Below are 269 nucleotides of genomic sequence, written 5' to 3'. Positions count from 1 at the left end.
GCCAGGCGGCTGATGATTGGCCAGCGCGCCAGGCGCTGACGGCCAGCGCGCTGGCGCGGCGCGTGGGCGGAAGCTGAGCCTCAGGCCAGCAAGGTCACCTTCTTGAGCGGCTTGAGCACGCTCGACGGTGTCATGCCAAAGGTCTGCCGGAACATGCGGCTGAAGTGGGCCGAATCAGAAAACTCGCCGTGCAACGCCGCGTCGGTCAGGCGCGGGCTGACCGCCAGCCCCGCCATCGCCAACCGCACCTGGGACCAGACGCGGTAGCT

At 69.1% G+C, this 269-nt stretch carries 1 protein-coding gene; it reads right to left on the bottom strand.

From position 1 onward, the window contains the following. Positions 1-80 precede the first annotated feature (80 nt). Positions 81-269, bottom strand: a 189-nt coding sequence (locus tag DBR23_RS31400; RefSeq protein ID WP_233250646.1) for an AraC family transcriptional regulator, incomplete at its 5' end; no start/stop codon positions are given.

Source organism: Acidovorax sp. HMWF018 (genome assembly GCF_003061035.1).
Lineage (GTDB): Bacteria > Pseudomonadota > Gammaproteobacteria > Burkholderiales > Burkholderiaceae_C > Acidovorax > Acidovorax delafieldii.
Note: the sequence above shows the minus strand (reverse complement) of the source record. Positions and strands in the feature narration are given on the sequence as shown.